General features: G+C 59.2%; 31 protein-coding genes and 1 other RNA gene. 21 read left to right on the forward strand and 11 right to left on the reverse strand.

Features of this window, described 5'->3' with window-relative positions; translation table 11 throughout:
* Nucleotides 1-212: 212 nt before the first annotated feature.
* Entirely contained in the window at nt 213-1,316 is a 1,104-nt protein-coding gene (locus tag EHN06_RS17530) for a porin (protein ID WP_127333792.1), read from the reverse strand.
* A gap of 174 nt (nt 1,317-1,490) precedes the next feature.
* Nucleotides 1,491-2,906: a WS/DGAT domain-containing protein gene (locus EHN06_RS17535; protein ID WP_127333793.1), complete on the reverse strand. Its 1,416-nt coding sequence runs from the start codon at nt 2,904-2,906 to the stop codon at nt 1,491-1,493.
* A gap of 348 nt (nt 2,907-3,254) precedes the next feature.
* On the opposite strand from EHN06_RS17535, the gene EHN06_RS17540 reads away from it, so the two are divergent.
* The 3 genes from EHN06_RS17540 (at nt 3,255) to EHN06_RS21550 (ending at nt 4,997) form a co-directional block, all read left to right on the forward strand.
* Nucleotides 3,255-4,178 carry an alpha/beta hydrolase gene (locus EHN06_RS17540; RefSeq protein WP_127333794.1) on the forward strand — a complete coding sequence of 308 codons (924 nt, stop codon included), beginning with the start codon at nt 3,255-3,257 and terminating at the stop codon, nt 4,176-4,178.
* A gap of 70 nt (nt 4,179-4,248) precedes the next feature.
* The gene (locus EHN06_RS17545) at nt 4,249-4,743 is read left to right on the forward strand and encodes an FFLEELY motif protein (protein WP_228257339.1); all 495 of its coding nucleotides are present in this window, start codon (nt 4,249-4,251) and stop codon (nt 4,741-4,743) included.
* The gene (locus EHN06_RS21550) at nt 4,710-4,997 is read left to right on the forward strand and encodes an FFLEELY motif protein (protein WP_416332566.1); all 288 of its coding nucleotides are present in this window, start codon (nt 4,710-4,712) and stop codon (nt 4,995-4,997) included. Before EHN06_RS17545 ends, EHN06_RS21550 begins: the two co-directional genes overlap by 34 nt.
* An 8-nt stretch (nt 4,998-5,005) precedes the next feature.
* Here the strand turns inward: EHN06_RS21550 and EHN06_RS17550 are convergent, their stop codons facing one another.
* Nucleotides 5,006-5,284, reverse strand: a complete 279-nt coding sequence (locus tag EHN06_RS17550; RefSeq protein ID WP_127333795.1) for a polyhydroxyalkanoic acid system family protein — start codon at nt 5,282-5,284, stop codon at nt 5,006-5,008.
* Nucleotides 5,285-5,397: 113 nt separating this feature from the next.
* Between EHN06_RS17550 and ubiE the strand changes: the two genes are divergently transcribed.
* The 9 genes from ubiE to EHN06_RS17595 all read left to right on the forward strand — a co-directional run bounded on the left by ubiE (nt 5,398) and on the right by EHN06_RS17595 (nt 11,568).
* Nucleotides 5,398-6,189: a bifunctional demethylmenaquinone methyltransferase/2-methoxy-6-polyprenyl-1,4-benzoquinol methylase UbiE gene (gene ubiE, locus EHN06_RS17555; protein ID WP_127333796.1), complete on the forward strand. Its 792-nt coding sequence runs from the start codon at nt 5,398-5,400 to the stop codon at nt 6,187-6,189.
* Nucleotides 6,189-6,830 carry a ubiquinone biosynthesis accessory factor UbiJ gene (locus EHN06_RS17560; protein ID WP_127333797.1) on the forward strand — a complete coding sequence of 214 codons (642 nt, stop codon included), beginning with the start codon at nt 6,189-6,191 and terminating at the stop codon, nt 6,828-6,830. The genes ubiE and EHN06_RS17560 overlap by 1 nt, the downstream gene beginning before the upstream one ends.
* A complete protein-coding gene (ubiB, locus tag EHN06_RS17565; protein ID WP_127333798.1) occupies nt 6,827-8,470 on the forward strand; it encodes a ubiquinone biosynthesis regulatory protein kinase UbiB in 1,644 nt (547 codons plus the stop codon). The genes EHN06_RS17560 and ubiB overlap by 4 nt, the downstream gene beginning before the upstream one ends.
* 22 nt (nt 8,471-8,492) lie before the next feature.
* Complete coding sequence (gene hisI / locus EHN06_RS17570) at nt 8,493-8,930, forward strand: phosphoribosyl-AMP cyclohydrolase (RefSeq protein WP_127333799.1); 438 nt, start codon at nt 8,493-8,495, stop codon at nt 8,928-8,930.
* Nucleotides 8,923-9,252, forward strand: a complete 330-nt coding sequence (locus EHN06_RS17575; RefSeq protein ID WP_127333800.1) for a phosphoribosyl-ATP diphosphatase — start codon at nt 8,923-8,925, stop codon at nt 9,250-9,252. Before hisI ends, EHN06_RS17575 begins: the two co-directional genes overlap by 8 nt.
* Nucleotides 9,253-9,343: 91 nt before the next feature.
* Entirely contained in the window at nt 9,344-9,580 is a 237-nt protein-coding gene (tatA, locus tag EHN06_RS17580; protein WP_127333801.1) for a Sec-independent protein translocase subunit TatA, read from the forward strand.
* Nucleotides 9,581-9,591: 11 nt separating this feature from the next.
* Complete coding sequence (gene tatB / locus EHN06_RS21555; protein ID WP_228257341.1) at nt 9,592-10,074, forward strand: Sec-independent protein translocase protein TatB; 483 nt, start codon at nt 9,592-9,594, stop codon at nt 10,072-10,074.
* Nucleotides 10,058-10,852 (forward strand): twin-arginine translocase subunit TatC, encoded by a 795-nt coding sequence (gene tatC / locus EHN06_RS17590; protein WP_127333802.1) that lies wholly within the window; start codon nt 10,058-10,060, stop codon nt 10,850-10,852. Before tatB ends, tatC begins: the two co-directional genes overlap by 17 nt.
* Complete coding sequence (locus EHN06_RS17595) at nt 10,849-11,568, forward strand: 16S rRNA (uracil(1498)-N(3))-methyltransferase (protein ID WP_127333803.1); 720 nt, start codon at nt 10,849-10,851, stop codon at nt 11,566-11,568. The genes tatC and EHN06_RS17595 overlap by 4 nt, the downstream gene beginning before the upstream one ends.
* Before the next feature lies 1 nt (nt 11,569).
* Here the strand turns inward: EHN06_RS17595 and EHN06_RS17600 are convergent, their stop codons facing one another.
* The 5 genes from EHN06_RS17600 to EHN06_RS17620 form a co-directional block, all read right to left on the reverse strand.
* The gene (locus tag EHN06_RS17600; protein WP_127333804.1) at nt 11,570-12,484 is read right to left on the reverse strand and encodes a DUF808 domain-containing protein; all 915 of its coding nucleotides are present in this window, start codon (nt 12,482-12,484) and stop codon (nt 11,570-11,572) included.
* Between the two features lie 64 nt (nt 12,485-12,548).
* On the reverse strand, nt 12,549-13,772 hold the full coding sequence (locus tag EHN06_RS17605) for an FAD-dependent monooxygenase (RefSeq protein WP_127333805.1): 1,224 nt from the start codon (nt 13,770-13,772) through the stop codon (nt 12,549-12,551).
* Nucleotides 13,765-15,045, reverse strand: coding sequence for a 2-octaprenyl-6-methoxyphenyl hydroxylase (gene ubiH, locus EHN06_RS17610; RefSeq protein ID WP_127333806.1), 1,281 nt, complete (start codon nt 15,043-15,045; stop codon nt 13,765-13,767). The genes EHN06_RS17605 and ubiH overlap by 8 nt, the downstream gene beginning before the upstream one ends.
* A 4-nt stretch (nt 15,046-15,049) precedes the next feature.
* Nucleotides 15,050-16,369, reverse strand: coding sequence for a Xaa-Pro aminopeptidase (pepP, locus tag EHN06_RS17615; RefSeq protein ID WP_127333807.1), 1,320 nt, complete (start codon nt 16,367-16,369; stop codon nt 15,050-15,052).
* A gap of 26 nt (nt 16,370-16,395) precedes the next feature.
* The gene (locus EHN06_RS17620; RefSeq protein ID WP_127333808.1) at nt 16,396-16,995 is read right to left on the reverse strand and encodes a UPF0149 family protein; all 600 of its coding nucleotides are present in this window, start codon (nt 16,993-16,995) and stop codon (nt 16,396-16,398) included.
* Between the two features lie 138 nt (nt 16,996-17,133).
* Here EHN06_RS17620 and EHN06_RS17625 point away from each other — a divergent pair, with 138 nt between their 5' ends.
* Entirely contained in the window at nt 17,134-17,718 is a 585-nt protein-coding gene (locus EHN06_RS17625; RefSeq protein WP_127333809.1) for a ZrgA family zinc uptake protein, read from the forward strand.
* Between the two features lie 6 nt (nt 17,719-17,724).
* Here the strand turns inward: EHN06_RS17625 and EHN06_RS17630 are convergent, their stop codons facing one another.
* Nucleotides 17,725-18,246, reverse strand: coding sequence for a DUF3299 domain-containing protein (locus EHN06_RS17630; RefSeq protein ID WP_127333810.1), 522 nt, complete (start codon nt 18,244-18,246; stop codon nt 17,725-17,727).
* Nucleotides 18,247-18,321: 75 nt separating this feature from the next.
* On the opposite strand from EHN06_RS17630, the gene EHN06_RS17635 reads away from it, so the two are divergent.
* The 6 genes from EHN06_RS17635 to EHN06_RS17660 all read left to right on the forward strand — a co-directional run bounded on the left by EHN06_RS17635 (nt 18,322) and on the right by EHN06_RS17660 (nt 21,803).
* Complete coding sequence (locus tag EHN06_RS17635; RefSeq protein ID WP_127333811.1) at nt 18,322-19,035, forward strand: ABC transporter ATP-binding protein; 714 nt, start codon at nt 18,322-18,324, stop codon at nt 19,033-19,035.
* On the forward strand, nt 19,032-20,306 hold the full coding sequence (locus EHN06_RS17640) for an ABC transporter permease (RefSeq protein WP_127333812.1): 1,275 nt from the start codon (nt 19,032-19,034) through the stop codon (nt 20,304-20,306). The genes EHN06_RS17635 and EHN06_RS17640 overlap by 4 nt, the downstream gene beginning before the upstream one ends.
* Before the next feature lie 102 nt (nt 20,307-20,408).
* Nucleotides 20,409-20,615, forward strand: coding sequence for a TIGR02449 family protein (locus EHN06_RS17645; protein WP_012136985.1), 207 nt, complete (start codon nt 20,409-20,411; stop codon nt 20,613-20,615).
* Complete coding sequence (locus tag EHN06_RS17650) at nt 20,615-20,914, forward strand: cell division protein ZapA (protein ID WP_127333813.1); 300 nt, start codon at nt 20,615-20,617, stop codon at nt 20,912-20,914. The genes EHN06_RS17645 and EHN06_RS17650 overlap by 1 nt, the downstream gene beginning before the upstream one ends.
* A 65-nt stretch (nt 20,915-20,979) precedes the next feature.
* Nucleotides 20,980-21,160: non-coding RNA, 6S RNA (gene ssrS, locus EHN06_RS17655), on the forward strand.
* A 4-nt stretch (nt 21,161-21,164) separates the two neighbouring features.
* Nucleotides 21,165-21,803 carry a 5-formyltetrahydrofolate cyclo-ligase gene (locus tag EHN06_RS17660; protein WP_127333814.1) on the forward strand — a complete coding sequence of 213 codons (639 nt, stop codon included), beginning with the start codon at nt 21,165-21,167 and terminating at the stop codon, nt 21,801-21,803.
* Here EHN06_RS17660 and EHN06_RS17665 read toward each other — a convergent pair.
* The gene (locus EHN06_RS17665; RefSeq protein WP_127333815.1) at nt 21,782-21,964 is read right to left on the reverse strand and encodes a hypothetical protein; all 183 of its coding nucleotides are present in this window, start codon (nt 21,962-21,964) and stop codon (nt 21,782-21,784) included. The two genes, EHN06_RS17660 and EHN06_RS17665, sit on opposite strands and share 22 nt — an antisense overlap.
* Before the next feature lie 408 nt (nt 21,965-22,372).
* Complete coding sequence (gene ilvA, locus EHN06_RS17670; RefSeq protein ID WP_127333816.1) at nt 22,373-23,899, reverse strand: threonine ammonia-lyase, biosynthetic; 1,527 nt, start codon at nt 23,897-23,899, stop codon at nt 22,373-22,375.
* 140 nt (nt 23,900-24,039) lie between these two features.
* On the opposite strand from ilvA, the gene rpiA reads away from it, so the two are divergent.
* Both rpiA and EHN06_RS17680 read left to right on the forward strand, forming a co-directional pair.
* Entirely contained in the window at nt 24,040-24,720 is a 681-nt protein-coding gene (gene rpiA / locus EHN06_RS17675) for a ribose-5-phosphate isomerase RpiA (RefSeq protein ID WP_127333817.1), read from the forward strand.
* A gap of 124 nt (nt 24,721-24,844) precedes the next feature.
* Entirely contained in the window at nt 24,845-25,984 is a 1,140-nt protein-coding gene (locus EHN06_RS17680) for an acyl-CoA dehydrogenase family protein (protein ID WP_127333818.1), read from the forward strand.
* Nucleotides 25,985-26,019 lie beyond the last annotated feature (35 nt).

Genomic DNA, 26,019 nt, shown 5'->3' on the forward strand with positions numbered 1-26,019 from the left:
TTTCCACCGATTCTACGGCATCTGCAAACGCAGCCAATGCGACTTCAGTGCATTTAATGGGCGCGCCGAAATGATCGTAAGCCATTGATTAAAACCCTCCTGAATCAATGCCTGGCGGCGCGGCCGGTTTGCACGCAGGCAAACCGGCACTTTAGTCTTAGACAACCCGGCGCTGCGGACGACCTCCCGTCTTCCACAGCAAGGTCTAATGCTTAGAACGTTACGACAGCGCCGAGGGCAAGGGTATCGGCATCCACTGCAGTAGCGCCCGAAGATTTAATGTTCTGCTCGAACATGTTGTATTCGGCAACCAACTTGAAGTTGCTATTCACATCATGGAAAACGGCCAGGGAGGTATTCTCCGTCTCGAAATCGCCCTGATCCGAATCCGTTTCGCCATAGGAGGCCACGAAGCGATTACTACCCAGCGTGTAGGAAGCCTGGACCAGATAGCCGTCAGCATCCTCTTCCGAAGGAAGAGCACCATCCACGATCAGAACCGGCGCATCCCCTTCCGAGGTGAATCCGGACGCCGTCAGTGAAAAGCCGGCCGCAGCTGCTTTAAGACCGTAACCGATACCCTGGCTATCGATCTCGGTGGTGGCGTTTTCCGAGCTCTGGTGACGACCGTTGACCCAACCGGTTAATGCCAGGCCGCTGAGGTCGGCACTGTAGGTGACTTCCGCCTCAAAACGCGGTGCTGACTGCTCGGATTGGGCCCCAGGAGTGGTATCCGCTGGCTCAAAGATACCAGCGGCCACTTTCAGACCACCCATATCCGGAGAGCGGTAGGTAATCTGAGCCGATGGATTGGGATAGGGGTAGCCGGTGCGGATGTTACCGAAGGAGACGCCGGTGGCCGCCCCCGGAGAGCCGAAGCCCATGAGAATTTCGTCGAGGAAGATATTGGAGCGGGCATACAACCCGAAGTCCTTACCGATGAGCACCTGCCCGAAAGAGCCATCGACCGTGGCATAAAGTTGACGAACATCGATCGCTGTATCGGTTGGTGACTGAAGGCTGTCGTTGATGGTGCTCCAGAAAGAGGATCGGCCACCCATCGTCAGATCGCCCACTTCCTTGCTGAAGTTAAAACCAATGGTATTCGGCAGGAAACCCATTTTGACATCTGAGTTGCGGGTGTCGGACACCTTGTCGTCACGATTTACATAGAAAGCGTTGAAATAACCGTCGACGGAAAAGCTGGTGCCATCCTCGTTGTATAGCTCAACGGCCGCATTGGCGCCGGCACTGGCCCCCATGGCAGCGGCCATCGCAATCGCTAACCCTGACTTTCGAAAATTGTTGTTGTTCATAGTTCCCCCGGTTGTTTTTAGGAAATCTGGGATCGGGGTGCCGAGTCATCGGACCACCCCAGGCGTAGGTCTGTCGCCTGAATTCCATGGTCGGTGATGGCTGTAACGGGGAAAATGCGCCAAGGGGGCAGGTTTTCTGATCTTTTAGGAGGTCTGCAAAACAGGACTTTGGGCTTAATACCCGCTGAAACCCACGAGTTCTTCGAGGCAATCTGCCAGGAACTGTGAGGGGGATTCCATGACAGCCTCATCGGCCACCACCCCAAACTGAACACTGCCGGCGTAACTGACAATACTCACTCCCAGGCCGATGTCCCCGGCCTGGGGCACCCAGAACATTTGTTCAGTGATTCGGCAACCCGCCAGATACCGCTCCTCACGGGAGCCCGGTACATTGGACACCACAGCGCTCGCCTTGCGATAGAACACATCGGCCAGTGGCTGACGCCAGGGTTCCGGCACCAGCGAGGCACTGGCAGTCAGTCCCCAGGCAAGGCCGGGTTGCCAGCTTTTCTTCAGTCGGCGGGTTTCATGTTTGATGCGATAAAGCCGTTCCAGCGGACTTTCCCCGTCTACCGGAAGGGGAACGAACACGGTGCCGAAGCAGTTTCCAAGCGCGCCCGCTTCGGGCTTGATCCCCGCAGGCAACTGGCCACGGATATCCACCGGCACTGCGGCATGGAGAATGGCTTCGTCGAGGTCGGCCGTACTGGCCGTCAACTGCTTGCGCACGGCGGCCGCCACGCAACTGAGCAAGACATCGTTAATAGTGACCCCGGTTAAGCGGGCAACGTCCTGAAAGCGCGACAGCGCCACGGGGGTCGACCAGCAACAATGGCGACGCCCAAGCAACGGGCGTTTCAGTGACGAGGGAGAATCCTCCGGTTCCACCAGAAACTGGCTGATCTCACTGACCAGTTTCAGACCGCCATGGGCCACCCGCTCAAGTACCTTGCCGGCATCCTGCAGCGTGCCAGATGAGCCTTCGACATGACCGGACAGATCGCCGGAACGGCCTCCCGATGCTGCCGCGATCTCATCGCCAATCAGTTCCCTGAGCCAGGAGCCCGCCGCCATCGTCCAACTCTGGAGTCGGGCGGTTTCCTGCGAGCCGTAGATTGCCGGCAATTGTTGCGGGGAAGGCGGACAGATCCTTTCAAAGACCCCCAACAGGGATAACCCGTCGGCATAGCAATGATGCATTCGCAACAACAGGGCCGCACCACCCTCGGCATTGGGCGCAAGCCAGAATTTCCAGAGTGGCCGGAAGTCCGGCAGGGGCTGGTTCAGGCGCGCGGAGACCCATTCCTGGAGTTCCCCCCGGGAAAATGCATCCGGGGTCACCTGCAGATGGTGCTTGAGATCGAACACCGGGTCCGTCTCCCACCACCAGCCCGGCGCCCGCCGTACAGGCATGCACCGGAAGCGCTCCCAGGCCAGCCAGTATGCTTCCAGGAACTCCCACAACCGCGCAGTCGTCAGTCCCTCGACCCGCAACATGACCGTGATGGTCATCGGGTTTTCCGGTCGTTCCAGGGCCAGCCATGCGGAATCCACAGGTAACAGGAGATGTGAGTCCTCTTGGTTCAAATCTGGCTGTCCCCGGGTGAATTGACAAACATTGAATTATTGGCGAATCCGGCATTGTGCCAGACAAGAACGGACGGCTCCATATAAGCCACAGAACCGCGGGGAATTACAAAAAATTACGCGCAAGTAACTCTTCCCCTCTATACTGGTTATAACAATTAATGGAATGGTTATTACTGAGCCCCGAGGAGGTATTCACCAGCCAACCAAGCAGACTATTGGCCGTGGGCGTTCGTATATTGAGTAACCAGTGCCAATAACTATGGCCCGGGAACACGTTAAAACAGTGACTATCAGCACACACCAATACCAAAAGCAGTCGTCCACGGTGCTGACAGGAGAACGGTTATGAAAGCGAGCCATGTTCGCAAACTGATACAACCGATTGAAAGTGCCTACTCCGAGATGTTCTCGGGGAGAGTCTACCGTGTAGGCAGGGGCGCGGTTTCCGTCCGCAACCACAGCGGCAAGGCGGAACAGACGGTTATTGGTGTGCACGGTTTCCTTGAGAATCACTGTTACTTCACCCAGGCTTACGAAGCGCCCACCACGGAACTCATTCTGCTGACCTGCAGCAACTACCACATCCCGGTCAACGGCGTGACGCCGGAAACCCCGGAGTGGGAAGTGCCCATCAAGCATCTCGAGGGCACCATTGAATACGACGCCTGCATACTGAATCAGGCTGTTGCCAATCTTCCCGGAACCGACAATATTCGCGTTCATGGTCATTCCCGGGGCGGCGCTGTCATCCTGGAAGCGATTCGCCAGTGGCCGGAACTCTATGAGAACGTGGAAGTGGTCCTGGAAGCGCCGGTACTGCCCCAGGGCAAGCTCCACGCGCTGGTCACCACCATTCTGGAACCCGTCAGTCACGGCATGTGGCCCTGGCTGATCCGCCTGATCAACAGTGCCCCGTCTTCCGCCTACGGCCAGACCTTTTTCGGCCGTATGAACCCGCGCAAAAAGCAGCTGTTGAGCAAGCTTTTCTCGGCCACCAAAGATCACCTGACCATTGTGCGCAATATCGAAAATATCATGGACTGGATGCAGCGCACCGACACCGGCGTATACAACCATGTACGCCACGGCACCTTCCTGATTCCGGGTGTGGACCGCATTCTGGACCGTAACGCGATGCTTGCCAGCGCGCGCCAGAGCCCGACCACCATGCGCATTGTGGAAACCCAGGCCCCCAGCCATTTCATTACCCTGGACAGCAAGGAGTGGGTGCCCGATTTCGAAACCCTGTCAGCCACTGCACAGGGCTGAGGCTGCCATCTGACTGTCTGCTCCGGTAAACTTGCGGGTTTCCTGCCAAAGGTCTACCGGAGCACCATCCATGTACCGCGAGCGTCTCGTTGCCACCGAAGTCCATTCTGACAGCGCCCGTCGGTTGCAGCGGCTGCTGATTGAGTACCACGACTTCCGCCAGCACAAGATGGCTCATCCGTTGCTGGAGGACACGTTTCGAGTGGCTAAATGGCAGGCGGAACGGTTGAAACGCACCCATCAGGATCTTTACCGCCACCCCGGCTACCATACCGGCCTGGAATTTCTGCTCACCGACCTGTACGCCCCGGCACACATGACCCGCCGTGACGACAACATCGACCGTGTATTCCCGAAAATGGTGAAGTGGCTGCCCAACAGCCTGCTGGACACGTTCGCGGGTCTGGTGGAGTTGAACCTGATCACCCAGAAGCTTGATCTTGAGCTGACAGAACGGCTCGATCAGCAGGGGGGCCGGGTGACGGCCTGTCCAACCAGCAATACTGCGCCGCCTTTCGCGCCAGCTGTAGCCTGGCACAACGTCGACGTCAGATTGCCCTGGTAGCCGAGGTGGGTCAGCAACTGGATCACTATGTCCGCAACCGCACCCTGGGCTGGCTGCTCAGCATGACCCGTGGGCCGGCGGAAATGGCGGACCTGAGCGACCTCCACAGTTTCCTGCACCGGGGGTATACGGCGTTCCGCAAAATGGAAGACGTTGACGCCCTGATTGAACGGCTGGTCGCCCGGGAGCAGCGGGTTCTGGAGAACATCGTCAATGGCGTCCCCGATCCCTTCAACCTGCCGGACGATCTGTGAGTCGGTGATCAGGCCTTGATGATCTGATCCAGCTGGGAGTGAATCTCCTGCTCAATCCGTGACTTGAAGGGCCTTAGCAGCATGCCCAGTTCCAGACGAATGTGCAGGTCATTGTGATCGATGGTCAACTGCCCCTTTACCCCACTGCGCCTGAACCGCAGCACATCTCCTTCCCACTGGTAGTTCACATCAAACTGCCTGGACAGATCCTGCGCCAGTGCTTCCGCCGCCTCGCGGGCGTGCTCCTTGTCCAGGGAATGGGCGCGATGAACATCGATAACAGACATGAATCAGGTTTCTCTTCAAAAATGGAAGGTTTTATAGTTTAAGGGGGTAATAAACTTGTAGCCACCCCCCTAACCGTTAGAATACGGGGTTCAGATTCTGACAGGATACCCCCATGAGCGAGCAACAAACGCCAGCCAACGAAAACCAGGCCGGCTCCCCACAGGACGATGTCACTCACTTCGGTTTCCGCAATGTGCCGAAAAGCCAGAAGGCCGGCCAGGTAGCCGAGGTTTTTCACAGCGTGGCCGGTAAATACGACCTGATGAACGACCTCATGTCCATGGGCATCCACCGGCTCTGGAAACGCTTCACCATCGAACTCAGCGGTGTCCGCCCGGGGCACCAGGTACTTGACATCGCCGGCGGCACCGGCGACCTGACCATGAAGTTTTCCGACCTGGTTGGCCCCACCGGCAAAGTCATACTCGCTGATATCAATGCCTCCATGCTTCAGGTGGGGCGCGGTCGTCTGATGGATCGGGGTTACGCCGGCAATATCGAATTTGCCCAGGCCGACGCGGAACACCTGCCGTTTCCGGATAACACCTTCAATGCCGTGTCCATCGCCTTTGGCCTGCGTAACGTGACCGACAAGGACCAGGCCCTGCGGGACATGACACGGGTGCTGAAGCCCGGCGGCAAGCTGATGGTGCTGGAGTTTTCCAAGCCCACCAACCCGCTGCTCAACAAGGCGTATGACATGTACTCCTTCAACGCCCTGCCGCTGATGGGCCAGCTGTTTGCCGGTGACAGCGAAAGCTACAAGTACCTGGCCGAGTCCATCCGCATGCACCCGGATCAGGACACTCTGAAGGGCATGATGGAGCAGGCCGGACTGGTGAACTGCAAGTACTACAACATGACCGGCGGCATTGTTGCCCTGCACGTGGGAATCAAGCCCTGATGTTTCCCGGCCCTACCCTGCTTTCCGCCGTGACTGCCGTTGTTGAGGGTGCCCTGAATCGCGCCCTGGAACTCGACCCGGCCGGTCGCAAGGCGTTAATGGGCGCCCTGACAGGGCCGGTAGAATTTACCCTGACCGCCCCCCTGCACCTGACTATTACGCTTTATCAGACAGGGGACCGGGTACAGGTCAGCAGCCAGCCGGCAGAAGAGCCGGCATTACAACTAAGCGGCAGGCCCATGGCGTTTGCCGCGCTGGCCAGCGGTGACGACCAGGTGTTCCGCCATAGGCGGATTGAAGTCAGTGGCGACACCGCCCTGGCCCACCAGTTCCAGCGGGCGCTGCAGCAACTCGACCCCGACTGGGAAGCCGCCCTGGCCCGCCATATCGGCGATGTACCGGCCCACTTTATCGGCCAGCGCCTTCGCGGTGCGGTGAAGTGGAGCCGTCAGGCCTTTGCTGCCCTCAACGCCAATATCGAAGAATACGTGCACGAGGAAAGCCGGACCCTGCCGGGGCGCCGGGAGCTGGAAGCCACCTTTGAGGATATCGATCAGGTGAGCCTGTGCACTGAACGGCTGGAGGCGCGTGTCGGGCTGCTGGAACGCCACACCAACGAAGAGCCCCCGGAGAGACCGTGACCCGCTTGCAACGCCTGTTCCGAATAGCCTGGGTATTTTGCCGTTACCGGCTGGACACGTTCCTGCCACTGGCCGAGTTGCCCGGTCCACTCAAGGTATTCTTCCTGCTGGCGCCCTGGCACCTGTTCCCACAACCGAAACTGAGCCGCGGTGACCGCCTGCGCCTGGCAATGGAAGAACTGGGACCGGTGTTCGTGAAGTTTGGCCAGATTCTGTCAACGCGCCGCGACCTTCTGCCCGACGACATGGCCGAGTCGCTTAAGCACCTTCAGGACCGCGTCCCCCCTTTCCCCAGCAGCACCGCGCGGGAAATCATCGAAACCTCCCTGGGTGCACCGGTTGCCGAGCTGTTCAGCGAATTCTCCGCCGACCCGATGGCCTCGGCTTCCGTTGCCCAGGTGCACGCCGCCACCTTGCTCAATGGCCAGAAAGTCGTGGTCAAGGTATTGCGGCCAGGTATTGAGAGGGTTATTCAGCAGGACCTGGCGCTGATGTACCTGATGGCCGGCCTGCTGGAAAAATACTGGTCCGAGGGCAAGCGTCTGCATCCGGTTGAGGTGGTCGCGGATTACGACTCCACCATCCACGACGAACTGGACCTGCAACGGGAAGCCGCCAACGCCAGCCAGTTACGCCGCAACTTCGACAATTCGTCGCTGATCTACATTCCGTTTATTGACTGGGATTACACCCGTAAAACCGTACTGGTCATGGAGCGCATCCACGGCATTCCCATTGCCGATGTGCCGGCACTGCAGGCAGCCGGTGTCGACATGAAAGTGCTGGCGGAAAAGGGCGTGGAAATCTTCTTTACCCAGGTCTTTCGTGACAGTTTTTTCCACGCCGACATGCACCCGGGCAACATCTTTGTGGATGTCAGCAACCCGGCGGACCCGAAATACATCGCCATTGATTTTGGCATTGTCGGTACCCTGGCGCCGGACGATCAGAGCTATCTGGCGCGCAACCTGCTGGCGTTCTTCCGCCGCGATTATCGTCAGGTGGCGCAACTGCACATCCAGTCCGGCTGGGTGCCGCCACACACCCGGGTCAACGAATTCGAGGCCGCCATCCGCACCGTATGCGAGCCGATCTTCGAGAAGCCGCTGAAGGACATTTCCTTCGGTCACTTCCTGCTGCGGCTGTTCCAGACGGCCCGGCGCTTCAACATGGAGGTGCAGCCACAACTGGTGCTGTTGCAGAAAACCCTGCTGAACGTGGAAGGCCTTGGCCGCCAGCTGTATCCGGATCTCGACCTGTGGAGTACTGCACAGCCCTTCCTGGAGAGCTGGATGCGCAAGCGTATCGGTCCGTCCGGGCTGATAAAGTCACTGCAATCCCATTTACCGGCCTGGCTTGAGCAGTCCCCGGAAATGCCGCAACTGGTACATGATACTCTCGTGCAGTTGCGCAGCTCCGGCCCCACAGAAGAGCAGAATCGCGCTACACTGGAGCTCCTGCGGGACAACCAGAAACGGGCGGAGAGACGCTGGCGACGTACATTGATCGCCGCTGCCCTGGTGGCTGGTGCCTGGGTCAGCGCCCATTACGAATTGCCGGCCCTGGCCCAATCGCTGCCGCCATGGGGCTGGGCCATGCTCGCGGTGGCGGCCGGCCTGGTTGCCCGGGGTGGCCGGTAACATTTTTTCAGGATTCACAGAAATGCAAGATTCATCACCTAAAGTCGACAACCCTGACTGGCTCGACGCCATCCGCTGGAACACCGACGGACTGGTTCCCGCCATCGCCCAGGACGCCACCACCGGCGAGATCCTGATGATGGCCTGGATGAACCCGGAATCCCTGCGGCTTACCACCGAGGAAGGCCAGGCCGTCTACTGGTCCCGCTCGCGGGGCAAGCTCTGGCGCAAGGGCGAAACCTCGGGGCACCAGCAAGTGGTCCATGAAATACGCCTGGACTGCGATGAGGATGTGATTCTGCTGAAAGTGGAACAAAAAGGCGGTATCGCCTGCCATACCGGAAGGCGCAGCTGCTTTTACCGGAAATTCCAGAACGGTGAATGGGTGACCACCGCCCCCGTGATCAAAGACCCGCAAACCATCTACAGACCGGCCAAAGGGAGCGCACAGAGTGAGTGACGTACTGGAACGACTTGCCCAGGTACTGGAAGCAAGAAAAGAAGCAGATCCGGACAAGTCCTACGTTGCCAGCCTGCACGCCAAGGGTCTCAACAAGATTCTTGAAAAGGTGGGCGAGGAATGCACCGAGACCCTGCTGGCAGCCAAGGATGCCGAGCGGTCCGGGGACAACCGGGATGTGGTATACGAAACGGCGGATCTCTGGTTTCACAGCATGGTCATGTTATCGAACCTGGGCCTTGGCCCCGGGGATGTGCTGGATGAGCTGGCCCGTCGCTTCGACCTGTCAGGGCTTGAAGAAAAAGCGTCCCGGGGCGAGTAGTGTCGTGGGTACCCCTTACGGGGGTTTCCGCCAAACCGGTCCGGTAACGTACAATGGCATGTAACAGCAACATTACAATGAGGATCCCGTCATGGGTATCAGTATCTGGCAACTTCTTATCGTACTCGGCATCGTTATCCTGTTGTTCGGAACCAAAAAGCTCCGCAACATTGGCAGCGATCTGGGCGGCGCTATCCGTGGCTTCAAGAAGTCCATGAATGACGAGGACAACAAGACCTCCGATCAGGACTCTCTGGAAGACAAGGAAGAGCCGGTGGCCCACCAGACCACCCCGGAAGAAAAGCCCCGGGACAAAACCACGAGCTGAGATCCGGCTGAATGTTTGATATCGGCTTTGTCGAGCTGTTGATCTGTGGTGTGATCGCTCTGCTGGTCCTCGGCCCTGAACGCCTGCCAACGGCAGCGCGGGCGGCCGGTCGCTGGATTGGCGGCGCCCGCCGCATGGTTAACCAGTTCACCTCGGAACTGGACCGCCAGTTGAAGGCCGAAGAACTGCGCGAGGAGCTGCGCAAGGCGGGTGACGTCGGCCTCGAAGACGTGGAGAAAAGCGTTCGTGGCGCCCTGGATGAGGCCAAAAAGTACGAACACATGATCCTCCCGGAGGGCCAGACAACCAAGTCCAGACCGGCACCTGCAACCCGTCGGACAGCCGAACCCCAGGCACCCGAGAAGCCTGCCCAACAGCCACAGCAAGACCCGGAGCCGTCGCAAACGACAGGGCAGACGACCAGCGACCGACAACCCGCCCCCATCCAGATCAGGAAAGCGCTTCGGACAATCGTTCATGACCAACAAGCCTGACGGCCATAATACCCCGGATTCATCAACAGCCCAGTCCGAAATGCCCCTGATAGAGCATCTGCTGGAGCTGCGCAACCGTCTGCTTAAAATGGTGCTGGCGGTGGTGATCTGCTTTGCCGCGATCTATCCGTTTGCCAACGAGCTTTACCTGTTGCTTTCGGAGCCGCTGCGGGAACTGCTGCCGGTCGGCCAGATGATGATCGCCACCGACATTACCTCGCCCTTTTTCGCGCCGCTGAAACTTGCCCTGGTACTGGCAGTCTTCGCCGCCATCCCGGTCATCCTCTACCAACTGTGGAGCTTCGTGGCACCCGGCCTGTACGCCCATGAAAAACGGCTGGCGTTCCCACTGCTGTTCACCTCCGTGATCCTGTTCTACCTGGGTGCCGCCTTCGCCTACTTCGTAGTGTTTCCCCTGGTATTCGGCTTTTTCACCGCCATCGGTCCCGAAGGCATCGTCGAGTTACCGGACATCACCAGTTACCTCAATTTTGTGCTGAAAATGTTCTTTGCCTTTGGCGTGGCTTTCGAGATTCCTATCGCCACCATCCTGCTGGTGCTGACCGGCGCCACCACCCCGGCGGATCTGGCCGCCAAACGGCCTTACATTGTGGTCGCCTGCTTTGTGATCGGCATGCTGCTGACGCCTCCGGATATCATTTCCCAGACGCTGTTGGCGGTGCCCATGTGGTTATTGTTCGAGCTTGGCATCATTTTCAGCAAGCTGGCTGTGCGGAAAACCGATGACACGGACACCGGTGAAGCGACAGACGAATGAATCTGGCACTGCTGTTCGAGGAAGACTTTGTCACGGCTGATCGCGCCGTGCTCACCGGTCGCCGGTTATCTCACCTCCATGAGGTCCTGAAAGTCGCCGAGGGAGATTGCATCCCAGTCGGCAGGGTGAATGGCGACATCGGCACCGGGCGGGTTCTGAGCCTCACTGACTCCCAGGCCGACATACTGGTGGAACTGGCGGAGCCCCCGCCCCCGCCGCTGCCTCTGACACTGATCCTTGCCATGCCCCGACCAAAAATGTTCCGTCGTGTGCTGCAGACCTGCGCCACCCTCGGTGTGAAGGACATCTGGCTGATCAACAGCTACAAGGTGGAAAAAAGCTTCTGGCAAACGCCCTGGCTATCCGATGGCAACCTGCGGGAGAATATGGCTCTGGGCCTGGAACAGGCGCGGGACACGATCCTGCCGGAAGTTCACATCCGCAAGCTGTTCAAGCCGTTCGTGGAGGACGAGTTGCCGGCGCTGCTGCAAGGCAAACGGGCGCTGGTGGCCCACCCCGGCACCGACACCCCCTGCCCTATGCATCTGAACAGGCCGACCGCGCTTTGTGTCGGCCCGGAAGGCGGTTTTACCCCTTACGAAGTCGCCAAGCTGGAAGAGGCCGGGTGCGAAAGCGTCCACCTCGGCCCACGGATTCTGAGAGTGGAAACGGCGGTGCCGGTGCTGGTCAGCCGGCTGTTTGACGCCTGCGGGTAAATCAGGCGGAACGCGCTTCCCACATCTTCAGTAACGGCGTGATAATCGCCACCAGCAAGGCACCCGCCAGCACCCCGAACAGACCATCCGCCAGAGTCGGAATCAGCACACCGGTCACACCGCTAAAGGCCTCGGCAAAGTGGTGAATGGCATCATAGACCGGCGGCAGGCCATGGGTGAGAATGCCGCCACCCACCAGGAACATGGCGATGGTGCCGAGAATGGACAGGGTCTTCATCATATAGGGCGCGAGCCAGAGAATACCGTTGCCCACCCGCTGGACCATGACACTGCTCTTGCGACTGAGGTACAGGCCGGCATCATCCAGCTTCACAATACCGGCAACCAGGCCGTACACACCCACCGTGATCATGATCGCCACGACTGACAGCACCAGAAACTGCATGCCTATCGTCTGGGTGGTGACGGTACCGAGAGTGATCGCGATGATTTCCGCTGACAGAATAAAGTCCGTCCGTATCGCCCCCTTGATCTTGTCCTTCTCCACCGACTTCATGTCAGCATCCGGATTCTTCAGGGCTTCATGAAGCTCAGCCTTGTGCTTGTCGTCTTCGTCCTTGTGCAGGAACTTGTGAACCAGTTTCTCGAAACCCTCGAAACAGAGGAAGGCACCACCGAGCATCAGCAACGGCGTCACCAGCCAGGGCACAAAGAAGCTGATGGCCAGCGCCGCCGGCACCAGGATGGCCTTGTTGATCATCGAGCCCTTGGCGACCGCCCACACGACCGGCAGTTCCCGCGCCGGTTTCACACCGGTGACCTGCTGGGCGTTGAGGGCCAGGTCGTCCCCCAGCACGCCGGCAGTTTTCTTGGTGGCGGTTTTGGTCATCAGGGCGACGTCGTCCAGTACGGTGGCGATGTCGTCGATCAGGACAAGCAGGCTGCTTCCGGCCATGACACGTTCCTATGTCGGGTTGTAAATATGTCGGGTAGTAAAAGGTCTCTTCTCAAATGGCAATTCAGACTTCCAGCCCCATGGCTTCTGCGGCGATCCGGTTCTTCACCGGCCCGAGCTGGTTCAACCAGCGCATGCCGGTATTACGCAGCCAGCGCAAGGGCAACTCATCGCGGGCAAAGAGCTGCTTGAAGCCCTCCATCGCTGCCATCATGGTGAGATTCTCACCCTTGCGGCGGCGCTGGTACCGGGCGAGCACCAACTCATCGGACGCCTTGAGGCCGAGCTTTCTGGCCCGTGCCAGCTCGTCCAGCATGGCCCGCACATCGCCGTATCCCAGGTTGGCGCCCTGCCCGGCCAGCGGATGAATGGTATGGGCCGCATCCCCCACCAGTGCAAAGCCGGGCGCTATGTAGTCCTTGGCATGGCGTTGGCGCAGGGGGAAGGCAAAGCGGCGGGAGATCGATTCGACCGCACCCAGCTCCCGCTCAATGGCCCGCTCCAGCTCCCCCTTAAAGGTTGCGTCATCCAGCGCCATCAGCCGGCGTGCTTCCTCGGTATCCTGGGACCAGACGATGGAGCAGAAATGCTCATCGCCGTTTTCTGTCAGCAGTGGCAGGAACGCCAGTGGCCCGGTGGGCGAGAATCGCTGCCAGGCGGTGAAGCGGTGGCTCTGACTAGTCTTTACGGTACACACGATGGCCTGCTGGTCATAGTCCCATTCACGGGTCGGCAGGCCCACCCACTGGCGCAGCCGGGAATGGGCGCCGTCGGCCGCCACCACCAGATCTGCGCCCAGCATGGTGCCATCCTCAAGCTCAATGCCACGCCGGTCCTGCCCCTGCCACCAGCCGGTGACTTTCACACCATCAATCAACTCAACATCGCTGTCAGCCAGGGCAGAAAACAGTCCCCGCACAATGTGCCGGTTTTCGATGATGGTGCCCAGGGCCCTGGCTTGTAGCTCCGCTGCTTCGAACTGGATACGACCGGTTCCGTCACCATCCCACACCGTCATGGTCTGGTACGGGCAATGCCGGCCAGCGACAATGGTGCCCCAGACGCCCAACGTTTCAAGCAGGCGCTGACTGGCCACGGAAATAGCGCTGACCCGGGGCTCAAAACCATCCACACTGTCTGCCTGTTCCGGTACCTCCAGCAAGGTCTTGCGATTACTGCCCTCCACCAGGCCGACGCCCCAACCCTGGCAGGATAAACCCAGCGCCAGGGCGGAACCAACCATCCCTCCACCGACGACCAGGATGTCGAATACTCTTGGGTCACTCATGATTCGAAGACTCCCTGCTCACCCCGAGAGGATGGTCGATCACGGCCCGACGACCGCCAATGCCCATGGCCTTGCGGGCAAACCAGCGTTTGGCGCCCGGCAACAGATCCAGTCCCACCAGCCCCGCATCACGGGCAACCGCCAGTGGCGGCAGCGGCTGGCCGAAGAGTCGGATCAGGGAATCGGAGAACTGGACCGTTTGCTGCCAGTCCTGCTGGTGCAGCGTTTGATAGCGTTTGAGAACACCCAGGTCACCAATGGACGTCCCCTGCGCCTCAGCCAGACGGAACTGCTCCACCAGCGTCATCAGCCCCCGCAGGGCCAGGTTGAAGCCCTGCCCCGCCACCGGGTGCAATGCATGGGCGGCGTTGCCCACCAGGGCGACACCCGGCCTGACGGGTTCGTCCACCGTGGTCAGCTTCAACGGATAGTGATTGCAGATACCGATGCGGGTAAAACGTCCCAGCCGCCAGCCAAAACGTTGCTGGAGTCGGCGGCCTTTGTCTTCGTCCGACAGGGACAGGACCTCGTCCAGGGCCTTATCCGTCAGCGTCCACACCAGCGCCGACTGGTGGCCAGCGTGGGACGGCGAGCCGTGGGGCAGCAACGCCATAGGACCGGTTTCGGTGAAACGCTCAAAGGCGGTGAAGTCATGACTCTCCGCGGTCGACACGTTGGCGATCAGGGCATTCTGGCCATAATCATGGACGCGGGTCTGAAACCCTAGCTTTTCTCGCAGGCCCGAGCGACCACCATCCGCCACCACCAGGCACTGGGCGGTAAGCTCACGGGTATCTTCGCCGGATTTGACCGACACCCGGACACCTTCGGGCAACGGCCTCATATCCACCACCTCGGCCGGTGCCTCCCATCGCACCCGGGTGTCCAGCAGCTCCCGCATGAGGCAAAGGCCCATCCAGCGGTTGTCGGCTACGTAGCCCAGTGCCGCCTGATCATGCTCGGAGGCATGCAGCCGAGTAGCTCCGAAGCGACCACGGTCCGACACATGGATGTGCTCTATGGGGGTGGCATGCTCAGACAACCGCGACCACAGCCCCAATTCCTCGAAAATCAACCGGGAGCCCCAGGCCAATGCCGTGGAGCGGGCATCGTAGCTGGGCTGGTAACTCTCTGGCAGGGCATCGGGGGACAGCGGGAACGCCTCCACCACGGTTACCCGCAACGAAGGCACCATCCGGGCAAGCGCCAGCGCCAGGGTTGCACCGGCAAGGCCCCCGCCAGCGATGATCAGATCGGTATCAGGCCTGGTCACCGGGTCAGTCCGCCATCAGAGCTTCGATATCGGCGATGGTCTTGGGCACACTCTCTGTCAGTATGCGGCAACCCTCTTTGGTAACCACCACATCGTCTTCAATACGGATGCCGATGCCACGCCATTTCTTGTCCACATCGGTGTTGTCCGGCGCGATATACAGGCCGGGTTCCACCGTGAGCGTCATACCCGGCTCCAACTGACGCCAGGCGTCGCCGATCTTGTAGTCACCGACATCGTGCACATCCAGCCCCAGCCAATGACCGGTGCGATGCATGAAAAATGGCTTGTAGGCTTCCTGTTCCAGGGCATCATCAAGGGAGCCGGACAACAGACCAAGATCAATCAAGCCCTGGGTCAGCACCCGCAGGGCCGCTTCGTGGGGGTGGTTCCAGTGATTACCGGGGCGCACGGCTTCAATCGCTGCGTACTGGGCTGACAGAACCACTTCATACAATGCCTTCTGCTCGGCACTGAAACGACCACTGACCGGGAATGTCCGGGTAATATCCGAGGCATAGCAGTCCACTTCACAGCCTGCGTCGATCAGCACCAGATCGCCCTCTTTCAACGGCGCACTGTTTTCGATGTAGTGCAAAATACAACCGTTGGCACCGGAGCCGACGATGGACGGATACGCCGTGGAACGGGCGCCATGGTCCATGAACGTATGGATCAGTTCCGCCTCCAGGTTGTATTCATACCCACCCTTGCGGGCTCGTTTCATGGCCCGGCAATGCGCCTTCGCGCTGATCTCACCCGCTTTCGCCATCACCTTGATTTCATTGGCGCTCTTGTACAGCCGTAAATCGTGGAGCAAATGTTCCAGAGCGACAAATTCTCCCGGGGGATGGGCACCCGCGCGCACCTTGCTGCGGATCACCTTGACCCAGTCCATGACCCGCGCGTCAAAACTGTGATCCTTACCCAGCGGGTAGTAGACCCGGCTGCGCCCCTCAATCATGCCGGGCAGGATGTCGTCAATGTCGGAAATCGGGAAGGCATCGTCCAGTCCGAACTTGTCAATGGCTCCTTCCGGCCCCGACAGGAAACCGTCCCACAATTCCTTCTCCGGATTGCGCTCCTTGCAGAACAGCACGGATTCGCCATGCTCGCGCCCGGGGATCAACACCAATACCGCCTCCGGCTCGCCAAACCCGGACAGGTACTGGAAATCGCTGTCCTGACGAAATGGGTGCAGCACATCCCGGTTACGAACGCTTTCCGGAGCCGCCGGCACAATCGCAATACTGTCCGGAGCCATCCGCTCCATCAGCTTGCGGCGGCGATCGGCAAATTCTTTCATGGGTATCATTGACGGCATAACCTCTCCCGCAGGCACGTACCTGCTCAGTGCAGTGTCGGAGTATCCGTGGCCGGCTTTTCTGGCGGGTTGAATTCGGTGAACACCGCCAGCGCCCCCAGGCGCACGTATTCCACAATTTCCATCAGTTGCTGTTCGCTGTCATCGTCTGCTTCTTCGTCCTCGGACACCTGACTGATGGCGACCATGTCCTCGATCAGCTCGCGGATCTCATCCGGCGCCTGCCCCAGGGACTCACCGGCAGACAATGCCATACCTTCAAGGAAACCGCGCACCCAGGAAGTGAGTGCTTCCAGACGTTGGTCAATGGCATAGTCGTCATCCGGCAACAGCGGATGGAAACTCATGTCCGTGGCTTTCAGCAAAGCCAGGGTCTGGTCGTAGGCTGCCTGCATGAATTCTTTCAGTTCAGCGGACTCGTCGGCAGCGGTATCCGGCAATCCCATGTGTTCGCAGACCATGGCAAGCCATTCTGACTCGTCTATACGGGCACCGGCGGCCAGCCGCCCACAAAGGACACCGTGAAGTTCGGATGGGTGGCTGAAGGCTTTATGCGCGGTGAAGATATTGGCCCAACGCTCGAACGCTGCTGCGCGGGCGGCACCTGAGGTGTCGGTTTCTGACATGAAACGGAACTGTCCTGTATGACTGGATTTAGGGGTCTATCCTAGCATCCGGGCGCTGCGAAGGCACTCGCCCTCTTGATTCAGGGAAGCAGATGGTCAATTATGTTATAACATATCAAATTCGAGAGATTCGCACCCATGAACAGCCACATTCTCCACACCCTGCCCAGAACAGCCGTCAACCTTGGTGTCGCTGCCCTGCTGGTGGCAGGCCCGGCCATCGCCAGCGATAATCCGGGCGCTCATCGTCATGGCTATGGGCAACTGCAAATGGCTATCCAGGGTAACAGCATTGATCTGCTTTTTACCTCGCCAGCCTACAACCTTGTCGGCTTTGAAAGGCAGGCCCAAACACCGGAAGAAAAAGCCAGGCTGGCAGAGATTTCAAAGTGGCTGGGCGACAATCCACTGATCGACACCGTCCCTGGCTCCTGCGTTGTGACGGCGGGCGCGGTTCATCATACCGGGCCTGCGGATCAGCCAGACGAGGATCATCACCATCACGACGAACACCATCATGACGCCGAGGACGAAGGCCATCGCGAATACGAAGTCTCTCAGCAACTGGAATGCAAGACTCTGACTGCCGACCAAGCGTTCTCAAGCCCCCTGAAGGCCAGGTTTCCGAACCTTGAGGTGCTGACGGTAGAATGGGCAGGCGAAACCGGACAGGGCAGCATCCGGCTTGGCGAGGACGAACCCACGTTCCAGCTCGGCCAATAACCAGCCTTACTGCTGGTACCGCTCCACCTTCTCGGCGACCACGGAGTATGACGATTTGGCAATGTCGTTTTCGGTACTCTCGACAACCAGAGTGCCCTCCACCCAGACCGGATCGTAAAGCGCCTCGAGAGTAAAGCCCTCTTTGTACTTCACGTGGATGATCTGGTTGGGGGGTGGCGGCGGGACGTGGATACAGGCACCGTAGTACGGCACCAGGAAGAACTCGAGGATACGCATGTCATCGGTGGTTTTCAGGGGCACAACAAAACCGGGAATTTTTCCGGAAACCCCATCCATCTCGGGTACCACCCGACCGGTCATGATCTCGTCCGGCAACGTAGGCGGGCCGTCTCCCTCATGAACGATTTCTGGCATACTCTCCAGCAAATTCAGGTCTTCTTCCGGCATCAGTTCGAGCCAGTCAATTTCCCGATCGGCTGCGGTGGCAACACTCAGGAACGCTGCCAGGAAAATGGTGACGCCACCCCGAAACGAGCGGCGGATAAACACAGAGAAAACTGAATACATGCGTGAAGCCGAGAACATAAAACGCCTACTTATGGATTTGTGGGCAAATCATACACCGAATAAGCGCAAGCGCACATGACCAAGCAGACACCCGGACAGACCCTCGGTTCCGAATATAAACAGCAGGCCGTCACAACACGTGGCCTGGGCTATCAATGGCCCCAAAGCCACGTCACGCTGCCATTTCCGGACATCACCCTTGCGCGCGGTGAGCACCTGTTTATCAAGGGTCCCAGTGGCAGCGGGAAAAGCACACTGCTGAGCCTGCTGGCCGGCATGTTAAGCCCTACCTCTGGTACGGTTTCACTGCTGGGCAAGGACATTACCCCCTTCTCCAATGGACAGCGAGACCGTTTTCGGGCCGACCACATGGGCGTTATTTTCCAGCAGTTCAATCTGGTGCCCTACTTAACGACTCTTGGTAATGTCACCCTGCCGTGTCGCCTGTCTGCCAAGCGGCACCAACTCGCGAAACCGGAACCCTCGCAGGAAGCCGGGGAACTGCTGGCCGAACTGGCCATTCCGCACAGCCACTGGCACCAGCCGGTCACCCGCCTCAGTGTGGGCCAGCAACAACGGGTGGCCGCCGCCCGCGCCCTGATTGGCCACCCCGAACTGATCCTCGCCGATGAACCCACCTCGGCGCTGGATACCGATAACCGGGACCGGTTCATCGAACTGCTTCTGACCCTGGCGCAACGGGCAGGCTCCTCGGTAATCTTTGTCAGCCACGACCAGGGCCTGGCTTCCCACTTTGACCACGAACTGTTCCTGGAGGTGCAGTCATGAAGGCCCGCCTGGCGTTTTCCCTGGCCTGGGCCAGCCTGTGGCACCGGCGCCGCGTGCTCGCGCTGGTGACGCTGACCCTGACCCTCAGCGTGACGTTGCTACTGGGGGTTCAGTACCTGCGTACCGAGGTGCGCCAGTCGTTCACCAACACCATTTCGGGTACCGATCTGATCGTCGGCGCCCGCAGCGGGCAACTGAACCTGCTACTTTACACCGTATTTCACATCGGCGATGCGACCAACAATATCCGTTGGTCCACCTATCAGGGACTGACCGAAGACAGCCGTATCGACTGGACGGTTCCGTTGTCCCTGGGCGACAGCTATCGCGGCCATCGTGTTGTCGGCACGGATACCGGCTTTTTCGAACACTTCCAGTATGGCCGGGACCAGGCACTCAAGCTGAGTGACGGCCATTGGTTTGACGATGTCTTTGATGTGGTTCTCGGGGCGGAAGCCGCCCGCAAACACGAGCACACCCTCGGAGACCAACTGATCCTGTCCCACGGCGGCGGTAGCACCAGCTTTTCCAACCACAAAGACACCCCCTTCACTGTCACCGGTATTCTGGCACCAACCGGGACACCCGTAGATCAGGCGGTCTACATCAGCCTGGAAGGCATGGAAGCCATGCACATCGGCTGGGAATCCGGCGTGGCAATCCCGGGAAGAACGGTCTCTCCCGAGCAGGCCAGGAAGCGCGACCTGACCCCCGATGCCATCACCGCGGCGCTGGTGGGCATTGAGCGCAAGGTGATGACGTTCCAGGTGCAGCGGCAGATCAACGAATCCCGGGCGGAGCCGCTGTCTGCCGTACTACCCGGGGTGGCGCTGAGTGAACTCTGGCGCATCATGGGACAGTTTGAGCGCGCCCTGTTGGGCATTACCGGCTTTGTGGTGGTCATCAGCCTGATCGGCCTGGTCGCCGTGCTGCTGACTCTCCAGGCTCAACGAAGCCGCGAGATCGCCATTCTCCGTGCCACCGGAGCCTCTCCGGGACTGGTCGCCGCCCTGCACGTGATCGAATGCCTGTTCCTTGCCGTCATTGCCTGCTTGCTGGCCGTAGTGCTCGGTAGTGGAGGGCTGACGCTCCTCAGCCCCTGGCTGCTGGAGCACTACGGAATATCGATCAGCCTGCGCCCCCTGGCCGCGCCGGAATGGATCATTCTCGCCAGCGTGCCAGGCACGGCGGCCCTGGTGGGCCTGATTCCCGCGCTGCAGGCCTGGCGTCAAGGCCGGCAGCAGGGCCTCAGCCACAGCGCCGGAGAGTGACAGTTGTCACGCAGACGAGGCCATGACAACCCTGTAAATTGACCGGGTTGCAGTCCACACTTATAGTTACTTGCATCTATAACCACAGGCGTTGACGCAATCATGGAACAGTCCGAACTACAGGCATTGGCGGACAAACTGGACAAGCTCATTGAACGCTGCCGCAAACTGGAACGGGATAATGCTGCACTCAGGGAACTGCAGGATGACTGGAATCGGGAGCGTGCGCAGTTAATGCACAAGAACGATCTTGCGAAAAACAAGATCGAAGCCATGATCGGCCGCCTACGGGCCCTGGAGCACCACTGATGGCAAAACAGCAGCCCACCACGGTTGAAGTTAAGATCCTCGACAAGGAATACCTGGTTGCCTGCCCCGAGGAAGCTCGCGAGGCACTGATTCAGTCTGCCCACCACCTGGACAGCAAGATGCGGGAAATCCGTGCTAGCGGCAAGGTCTTTGGCACCGAACGTATTGCGGTCATGGCAGCGCTGAACATCACCCACGATTTACTTGAGCGCGACACCATGTCGGACACCGCCAGCTCTATCCTGGAGGCGATGGACAGCAAGCTCGATTCCGCCCTGGGGGAATCCTCCGGCCAATAGACCTTGGTCTCCTGTGCGGATTCAGGTGTTGCAATCGGCCCCGCTGATGCCCGTATAATGTAGTTAACTTCCTGGGCTGTTCGCAGGTCGGATACGTCCTCGAGCCGATGCGCACTACCCAGGTGGCTACTTCAGGGCATTGTGAGCACGTCCCCCGAGGGGGAAAGCCTAATATGTCACAGCGGCCACCGACCTTGAACTTTGGGTTCAAGGGCCACATCCGATAAACGGCAGCTCGGGAAGCTTTATTTTGAGTCAGATCATTACCCCCAAACCGTTTGAAGCACATCCTGACACGCGATCACGTAGCGCCCTTCGCAAAGCACTCCGCTACGAACGTCGGTCCCTGAGCCCGGAACAACAGCAACGCGCCGCCGAAAATCTCGCCCTGAACCTGCTGAACAACCCGGACCTGCACCGGGCACGACATATAGCGGTGTATCTGCCCAATGACGGCGAAATTGATCCGCACACCTACCTGTCCGTCGCACGACGCAAGGGCATTCGCTTCTACCTGCCAGTCCTGCATCCCATACATCACGGCAAATTGGTGTTCAGCCCGTACGAGGACGGCGTGCAACTGGTCAGCAACCGTTTCGGCATTCCGGAGCCCCCGTTCCACAGGGGACTGCGGCGTCCAGCCTGGGCACTGGATGCGGTTCTGTTTCCACTGGTTGGGTTCGATGAATCAGGCGGGCGACTGGGTATGGGGGGCGGTTTCTATGACCGGACATTCGCGTTCACCAGGATTCGCCCCCGGCTCGCGCCAAAACTGATTGGCATTGCCCATGATTTTCAGAGGATGCCGGAGTTGCCCACTGAACCCTGGGACATTCCCCTGCACAGCATTGTCACGGACCGGCGTTGTTACCGGGTCGGTTCACGGTGATCGCCGCGGCTGACCGGCACCAGCACGACATCGTTGGCAACGGCGCGGGCGTTTGCACCCTGCTTCTCTTCGGAGGCCTGCAGCGAGGTAATACCAGTGATCACAAGACCAACAGCGAAAACCAGCACAATGGCCCGGAGGATGTCAGGCTTGCGTTCCATGTTACGTTTCTCCAGCTCCCGGAAAGGTAAAAACTCGACAAATCAGTGAGCTATTATTGTTTTTTAAGAATTAGACGAAAGACTAACACGCATCTCGATATTTACAATTTTTGACAGATTAAAATTTTGTAAGGCTAATGATTTCTGAACTCTGACGGGACCGGGTCGTGGGTAGGGCTTCCGAAACTGTGCAGATTCCCGGGGTGTGCGGGACCATCCTGCCGAAACACGCTCAAGCACCCGCAAGCGGGTCCGGCCAGCAATCGCAGATTGCTGTCGCTCAGCTGCACATGAAGCTTTGCTTCATAAGCGTTTGCTTCGCCCATGTGGCGCTTGGGCTCTGCCATCCATGGCTCCGCACAGTTTCGGCAGGATGATCCCGCACACCCCTAACTTTGGTCGTTACCTCTAGCCATTCCCAGCACCAAGAAACAACTGATAAGCCTCGTTATCCGTCATGTCTTCGTAACGGAAACCGACCTTGTCCAGCATCTCCTCGAAGTCGGCCAGATCCTCTTTGTCGACCTGGGCACCCAACAATACACGGCTGTAGGCTGCGCCGTGGTTGCGGTAGTGGAACAGCGAGATGTTCCAGCGCGTGCCCAGTGACATCAGGAACTTCAGCAGCGCGCCGGGGCGCTCCGGGAATTCGAACTGATAGACCTTCTCGTTGGTCACCGACGGTGCGTGCCCGCCGACCATGTGGCGAATGTGTTGCTTGGCGAATTCGCTGTCGGTCAGGTCCACCACCGAGTAGCCCGACTCCCGCAGCTCCTGCACCAGTTCATCCCGGCCGAGGCCGCCGGCCTGGATCTGGACACCGACAAAGATCGTGGCCAGCTTGCTGTCAGCATAGCGGTAGTTGAACTCGGTGATGCTGCGCTTGTGCAGGGACTTGATAAAGGTCTTGAAGGCCCCCGGCTTCTCGGGAATGGTGACCGCCAGGATTGCTTCCCGCTTTTCACCGATTTCGGTGCGCTCGGATACATAACGCAGACGATCAAAATTCATATTGGCGCCACTGAGGATCGCCGCCAGGTTTTCCCCTTCAATGTTCTCGCGCTCGATGTACTTCTTCACACCCGCCACGCCGAGGGCGCCGGCCGGTTCGGCGATGGAGCGGGTATCCTCGAAGATGTCCTTGATAGCCGCACAGATTTCGTCGGTGGAGACGGTGATCACTTCATCCACATAATCCTTGCAGACTTCCCACGGGTGCTCGCCGATCTGCTTGACCGCGACGCCGTCGGCGAAGATGCCGACTTCATCCAGCACGACCCGTTCGCCGGCTTTCATGGCCGCCTGCAGGCAGTTGGAATCCTCCGGCTCCACACCGATGACCTTGATCTCCGGACGCAGGTACTTGATGTAGGCCGCCATACCGGCAATCAGGCCGCCACCGCCCACGCTGATAAAGACTGCATGCAAGGGTTTGGTGAATTGCCACATGAGTTCCATGGCCACAGTGCCCTGCCCGGCAATCACGTCCGGATCGTCGTAGGGAGGAATGTAGGTGTAACCATGTTTTTTAATCAGTTCCTGGGCGTGGGCCGCCGCTTCGTCAAAGGCGTCGCCCTTGAGCACGACCTTTGCGCCATGATCCCGAACAGAGCGCACTTTAATATCCGGAGTGGTCTGCGGCATCACAATAACGGCCTTGATACCGAGATTCTTGGCCGCCAGCGCCACACCCTGGGCATGGTTACCGGCCGACGCACAGATAACCCCCCTGGCTTTCTGGTCCTCGGACAGCTGGGCAATCCGGTTGTAGGCGCCGCGAATCTTGAAGGAAAACACCGGCTGGAGATCTTCACGCTTGATATGAATGTGATTATTGAAGCGTTTTGAGAGGCTCCGCGCCTCGGTCAGCGGTGTCTCGATGGCCACATCGTACACCCGGGCATCGAGGATTTTCTTGATATAGCGTTGCGGCATGGGTCCGTCCGGAAGTTAATGAGATTCGTGGGAAAAACGCACAGTGTAGAAACTTTGGTCGCCCTCCGTCTATAAGCGATGACGCCAGAAAGGCTATAATAGCGCCAAACCTGTTCACATCCCCAACCCGGAGCTCCCCCATGACCCAGGACGAACTGAAAAAAGCCGTTGCCAAGGCCGCACTGGATTACATTGCCCCCCGCCTTGATAGCGACAGCGTTATTGGTGTCGGCACCGGCAGCACCGCCAATTTCTTTATCGACCTGCTGGCGGACATCCGCAATGAATTCGATGGCGCCGTAGCCAGTTCGGACGCCACCGCAGAACGTCTGAAGAGCCACGGTATTCCCGTGTACGATCTGAACAGCGTCGGCGAGCTGGAGTTCTACGTGGACGGCGCCGACGAGACCAACGAACACCTGGAACTGATCAAGGGCGGCGGTGGCGCACTCACCCGGGAAAAGATCGTGGCCGCCGTTGCCAAGACCTTCATCTGTATTGCCGACGAGTCCAAGCTGGTCGGCACCCTCGGAACCTTCCCGCTACCGGTCGAGGTCATTCCCATGGCCCGCAGCCATGTCGGTCGTGAAATTGTCCGCCTCGGCGGCGACCCGGTCTACCGCGAAGGCTTCACCACCGACAATGGCAATATCATCCTGGACATTCACAACATGGATATATCCCGCCCCATTCAGGTTGAAGAGAAGCTGAACCAGATTGTCGGGATCGTTACCAACGGACTGTTCGCCCGCCGTCCGGCGGATCTGTTGCTACTGGGCACCAGTAGCGGCGTAAAAAGCATCCCCCGCCAGGGGAGCTAACCTACTTCAGTCGGACTTTCTGGCAATTCAGGCCAGCCAGCCCCACCCCATACCAAGCGCTTGCTTGGTATTCGCAATTGAGCGACACTGCCTCCCAAGGTTTACGATCATTGGGAGGTTGTCCGTGTCCGATTACTTCAACGATATTCATGAACAGGCCCGCCTGAGCGCGCGCAAGTTTGTTGCCACCCATGTGCTTCCCCACATTGACGATTGGGAAGAATCCGGTGAGTTTCCCCGTGATATTTACAAGAAGGCCGGCGATGCCGGGTTGCTCGGCATTGGATTTCCGGAAGCCCTCGGTGGCACCGGAGAGGGGGACGTGTTCCTGAAAGTTGCCGTTTCCGAGGAACTGATGCGCTCTACCTCAGGCGGTCTGGTGGCCAGCCTCGGCTCGCTGGACATTGGCCTGCCACCGGTTGCCAAGTGGGCGCAACCCGAGGTGCGTGAACAGATCGTGCCGCCGGTGCTGCGCGGCGAGAAAATTGCCGCCCTCGCCATCACCGAACCCGGCGGCGGTTCTGATGTGGCCAACATCAAGACCCGTGCCGTCCGCGATGGCGACCATTACATCGTCAATGGCAGCAAGACCTTCATCACCAGCGGCATGCGTGCCGATCACTACACCGTTGCCGTTCGCACCGGGGGCGAAGGGCATGGTGGCATCAGCCTGTTACTGATCGACCGCGACATGCCGGGTTTCTCCACCGGCAGGAAGCTGCGAAAAATGGGCTGGTGGGCCAGCGACACTGCAGAGCTGTTTTTCGAGGACTGCCGCGTGCCTGCCAACCGCCTGATCGGCGCCGAGAACGCCGGCTTCATTGCCATCATGAGCAACTTCCTGGCCGAACGCCTGATGCTGTCCATCATGGCTTACACCACAGCGGACATTGCGCTGGAGGCGTCACTCGCCTACGCCAAACAACGTCAGGCTTTCGGCCGCTCCATTGACCGTTTCCAGGTGACCCGCCACAAACTGGTGGACATGGCCACCCAGGTGGAGATCGCACGGGAGTACACCTACCGCTGCGCCGCGCTGATGCAGGCCGGCAAGAACCCCATCAAACAGGTGGCCATGGCCAAGAACTTTGCGGTGGAGGTGTGTGAGAAAGTCACCCGTGAGGCGGTTCAGATCCACGGCGGCATGGGCTACATGCGGGAGTCGGTGGTGGAGCGGCTATACCGGGATGCGAAGATCCTGTCCATCGGCGGCGGCACCGATGAAATCATGAAGGAACTGATCGCCAAGCAAATGCGACTCTGAAGAGAGACCAACGTTTAGTTTCGATCCACAACAGA

It is taken from the genome of Marinobacter sp. NP-4(2019) (assembly GCF_003994855.1).
In the GTDB taxonomy this organism is placed as follows: Bacteria; Pseudomonadota; Gammaproteobacteria; order Pseudomonadales; family Oleiphilaceae; genus Marinobacter.

Excerpts from the sequence above, each read along its gene's own strand:
- EHN06_RS17530 (WP_127333792.1), bottom strand. The coding sequence starts at position 1,316 with ATGAACAACAACAATTTTCGAAAGTCAGGGTTAGCGATTGCGATGGCC.
- EHN06_RS17540 (WP_127333794.1), top strand. The coding sequence starts at position 3,255 with ATGAAAGCGAGCCATGTTCGCAAACTGATACAACCGATTGAAAGTGCC.
- EHN06_RS17545 (WP_228257339.1), top strand. The coding sequence starts at position 4,249 with ATGTACCGCGAGCGTCTCGTTGCCACCGAAGTCCATTCTGACAGCGCC.
- EHN06_RS17550 (WP_127333795.1), bottom strand. The coding sequence starts at position 5,284 with ATGTCTGTTATCGATGTTCATCGCGCCCATTCCCTGGACAAGGAGCAC.
- ubiE (WP_127333796.1), top strand. The coding sequence starts at position 5,398 with ATGAGCGAGCAACAAACGCCAGCCAACGAAAACCAGGCCGGCTCCCCA.
- EHN06_RS17560 (WP_127333797.1), top strand. The coding sequence starts at position 6,189 with ATGTTTCCCGGCCCTACCCTGCTTTCCGCCGTGACTGCCGTTGTTGAG.
- hisI (WP_127333799.1), top strand. The coding sequence starts at position 8,493 with ATGCAAGATTCATCACCTAAAGTCGACAACCCTGACTGGCTCGACGCC.
- tatA (WP_127333801.1), top strand. The coding sequence starts at position 9,344 with ATGGGTATCAGTATCTGGCAACTTCTTATCGTACTCGGCATCGTTATC.
- tatB (WP_228257341.1), top strand. The coding sequence starts at position 9,592 with ATGTTTGATATCGGCTTTGTCGAGCTGTTGATCTGTGGTGTGATCGCT.
- tatC (WP_127333802.1), top strand. The coding sequence starts at position 10,058 with ATGACCAACAAGCCTGACGGCCATAATACCCCGGATTCATCAACAGCC.
- EHN06_RS17595 (WP_127333803.1), top strand. The coding sequence starts at position 10,849 with ATGAATCTGGCACTGCTGTTCGAGGAAGACTTTGTCACGGCTGATCGC.
- EHN06_RS17600 (WP_127333804.1), bottom strand. The coding sequence starts at position 12,484 with ATGGCCGGAAGCAGCCTGCTTGTCCTGATCGACGACATCGCCACCGTA.
- EHN06_RS17605 (WP_127333805.1), bottom strand. The coding sequence starts at position 13,772 with ATGAGTGACCCAAGAGTATTCGACATCCTGGTCGTCGGTGGAGGGATG.
- pepP (WP_127333807.1), bottom strand. The coding sequence starts at position 16,369 with ATGCCGTCAATGATACCCATGAAAGAATTTGCCGATCGCCGCCGCAAG.
- EHN06_RS17620 (WP_127333808.1), bottom strand. The coding sequence starts at position 16,995 with ATGTCAGAAACCGACACCTCAGGTGCCGCCCGCGCAGCAGCGTTCGAG.
- EHN06_RS17625 (WP_127333809.1), top strand. The coding sequence starts at position 17,134 with ATGAACAGCCACATTCTCCACACCCTGCCCAGAACAGCCGTCAACCTT.
- EHN06_RS17630 (WP_127333810.1), bottom strand. The coding sequence starts at position 18,246 with ATGTATTCAGTTTTCTCTGTGTTTATCCGCCGCTCGTTTCGGGGTGGC.
- EHN06_RS17635 (WP_127333811.1), top strand. The coding sequence starts at position 18,322 with ATGACCAAGCAGACACCCGGACAGACCCTCGGTTCCGAATATAAACAG.
- EHN06_RS17640 (WP_127333812.1), top strand. The coding sequence starts at position 19,032 with ATGAAGGCCCGCCTGGCGTTTTCCCTGGCCTGGGCCAGCCTGTGGCAC.
- EHN06_RS17645 (WP_012136985.1), top strand. The coding sequence starts at position 20,409 with ATGGAACAGTCCGAACTACAGGCATTGGCGGACAAACTGGACAAGCTC.
- EHN06_RS17650 (WP_127333813.1), top strand. The coding sequence starts at position 20,615 with ATGGCAAAACAGCAGCCCACCACGGTTGAAGTTAAGATCCTCGACAAG.
- EHN06_RS17665 (WP_127333815.1), bottom strand. The coding sequence starts at position 21,964 with ATGGAACGCAAGCCTGACATCCTCCGGGCCATTGTGCTGGTTTTCGCT.
- ilvA (WP_127333816.1), bottom strand. The coding sequence starts at position 23,899 with ATGCCGCAACGCTATATCAAGAAAATCCTCGATGCCCGGGTGTACGAT.
- rpiA (WP_127333817.1), top strand. The coding sequence starts at position 24,040 with ATGACCCAGGACGAACTGAAAAAAGCCGTTGCCAAGGCCGCACTGGAT.